Below are 3,136 nucleotides of genomic sequence, written 5' to 3'. Positions count from 1 at the left end.
ATAATGAGCAAGTAGAAGTAAGTGATTAAGGGCGCACGGGGGATGCCTAGGCTCTCAGAGGCGAGGAAGGACGTGATAAGCTGCGAAAAGCCACGGGGATCGGCCAATACGAAATGATCCGTGGATGTCCGAATGGGGCAACCCAACCAGCAATGGTTATCTCGAAAGAGAAGCGAACGTGGGGAACTGAAACATCTAAGTACCCATAGGAGGAGAAAATAACAATGATTCCGTAAGTAGTGGCGAGCGAACGCGGAGGAGCCCAAACCGATTATGTTACGGCATGATCGGGGTTGTAGGACCTGCATAATTGAGATAAATCTGACGAGAACTGCGTGGGAAAGCAGACCGTAGGGGGTGAGAGTCCCGTATTGGAAGGATTTAGATTGAGGCGGGTATCCTGAGTAGGGCGGGACCGGAGAAATCCCGTTTGAAACTGCCGGCACCATCCGGTAAGGCTAAATACTCCTGAGAGACCGATAGTGAACGAGTACCGTGAGGGAAAGGTGAAAAGTACTCCGAATAGGAGGGTGAAATAGAACCTGAAACCGTGCGCTTACAAGCGGTCGGAGCCACGCGATGTGGTGACGGCGTGCCTTTTGCATAATGAGCCTACGAGTTACTCCTCTCTGGCAAGGGTAAGGTATTCAGTACCGTACCCGGAGCGAAAGCGAGTCTGAAAGGGCGACAGAGTCGGAGGGGGTAGACGCGAAACTTAGTGATCTACCCATGGCCAGGTTGAAGGTTGGGTAAAACCAACTGGAGGACCGAACCGATAAGCGTTGAAAAGCTTCCGGATGAGCTGTGGGTAGGGGTGAAAGGCTAATCAAACTGAGAAATAGCTCGTACTCCCCGAAATGTTTTTAGGAACAGCGTCGGGAATTGTATGACGGAGGTAGAGCTACCGATAGGACTAGGGGGAGTCACATCCTACCAAATCCTGACGAACTCCGAATGCCGTCATACAGAACCGGCAGTGAGGGCTGGGGTGCTAAGGTCCCAGTCCGAGAGGGAAAGAACCCAGACCTTCCGCTAAGGTCCCCAAATTTAGGTTAAGTTGAACAAAGGTGGTCCAGTTGCAGAGACAGCCAGGAGGTTAGCTTGGAAGCAGCTATTCCTTTAAAGAGTGCGTAACAGCTCACTGGTCGAGCGACAGGGCGTCGATAATAATCGGGCATCAAACCTAATACCGAAGCGAAGGATTCGATCCAGCAATGGACGAGTGGTAGGGGAGCATTCCAATGACGGCGAAGGTATCCTGTAAGGGGTGCTGGAGTTTTTGGAAAAGCAAATGTAGGCATAAGTAACGATAAGGCGGGCGAGAAACCCGCCCACCGTAAGACCCAGGTTTCCTGATCAACGTTAATCGGATCAGGGTTAGTCGGGACCTAAGGCGAACCCGAGAGGGGTAGTCGATGGACAATGGGTTAATATTCCCATACTATTCATACAGGTGATGGAGTGACGGAGTGATGAAAGATCCGCCCGGTGACGGAATACCGGGTTAAAGGCAGTAGGTATTGGACCGATAGTTAAATGCGTTGGTCTAGCCGAAGCTGACAGTACTGAGCGTTTTCGGACAATCAGATAGTGATCCTAAGGGCTTCCAAGAAAAACTTCTAGCGTTAAGCGTATGAGTACCCGTACCGCAAACCGACACAGGTGGTCGAGGAGAGAATCCTAAGGTGCTCGAGTGAATCATGGCTAAGGAACTCGGCAAAATGGCCCTGTAACTTCGGGAGAAGGGGCGCTGGCAGCGATGTCAGCCGCAGTGAAGAGGCCCAGGCGACTGTTTAACAAAAACACATGGCTTTGCAAAGTTTCAAGACTAAGTATAAGGCCTGACACCTGCCCGGTGCTGGAAGGTTAAGAGGGGATGTTACCGCAAGGGACGCATTGAATCGAAGCCCCAGTAAACGGCGGCCGTAACTATAACGGTCCTAAGGTAGCGAAATTCCTTGTCGGGTAAGTTCCGACCTGCACGAATGGTGTAACGATCTGGGCGCTGTCTCAGCCATGAGCTCGGTGAAATTGTAGTCGCGGTGAAGATGCCGCGTACCCGCAACGGGACGGAAAGACCCCATGCACCTTTACTGCAGCTTAGCATTGGTACTGGACAAATGATGTGTAGGATAGGTGGGAGACTATGAAGCGGGTTCGCCAGGATTCGCGGAGTCACTGTTGAAATACCACCCTTTGTTTGTTTGGTATCTAACCCCGGAATGGGGGACATTGCTTGGTGGGTAGTTTGACTGGGGTGGTCGCCTCCAAAAGGATAACGGAGGCTTCCAAAGGTTCCCTCAGTACGCTTGGTAACCGTACGAGGAGTGCAATAGCATAAGGGAGCTTGACTGTAAGGCCGACAAGCCGAGCAGGGTGGAAACACGGGTATAGTGATCCGGCGGTTCTGAATGGAAGGGCCGTCGCTCAAAGGATAAAAGGTACGCTGGGGATAACAGGCTGATCTCCCCCAAGAGCTCATATCGACGGGGAGGTTTGGCACCTCGATGTCGGCTCGTCACATCCTGGGGCTGGAGAAGGTCCCAAGGGTTCGGCTGTTCGCCGATTAAAGTGGCACGCGAGCTGGGTTCAGAACGTCGTGAGACAGTTCGGTCCCTATCTGTTGCGGGCGTGGGAAGTTTGCGAGGACCTGACCTTAGTACGAGAGGACCGGGTTGGACTGACCGCTGGTGTACCGGTTGTGGTGCCAACTGCACTGCCGGGTAGCTACGTCGGGAAGAGATAAGCGCTGAAAGCATCTAAGTGCGAAACTCCCCTCAAGATGAGACTTCCAAATAGGGCCGTCAGAGACGATGACGTTGATAGGCTGCAGGTGTAAAGTCAGCAATGGCATAGCTGAGCAGTACTAATTGCCCAAAAGCTTACGCTACGATTGTTACAGTTTCTACCAAATATGTTAAATCAGACCGAAGTCGGAAGACCGAAGACTGAAGAACACAAGATATTAGATACAGCATTAAGTAACCTGTTTACTGACCACTGTATACTTACAATTTAGGCGGCCTAGCGCAGGGGTCCCACCTCTTCCCATCCCGAACAGAGAAGTTAAGCCCTGCAGCGCCGATGGTACTGGGGTCACACCCGGGAGAGTAGGTCGCCGCCACATTATTCCTAA

Annotated in this window: 2 rRNA genes; both read left to right on the top strand. The window is 52.0% G+C overall.

Annotation, left to right across the window (positions count from 1 at the left end):
* Window positions 1-15: 15 nt before the first annotated feature.
* A 23S ribosomal RNA gene (locus B0E43_RS23315) occupies window positions 16-2,890 on the top strand.
* 125 nt (window positions 2,891-3,015) lie between these two features.
* A 5S ribosomal RNA gene (gene rrf / locus B0E43_RS23310) occupies window positions 3,016-3,127 on the top strand.
* The last annotated feature ends 9 nt before the right edge of the window (window positions 3,128-3,136 follow it).

Source organism: Algoriphagus sp. A40, assembly GCF_002002735.1.
Lineage (GTDB): Bacteria > Bacteroidota > Bacteroidia > Cytophagales > Cyclobacteriaceae > Algoriphagus.
The sequence above is the reverse complement of the archived record's forward strand: the minus strand, read 5'-3'. Positions and strand labels throughout refer to the sequence as shown.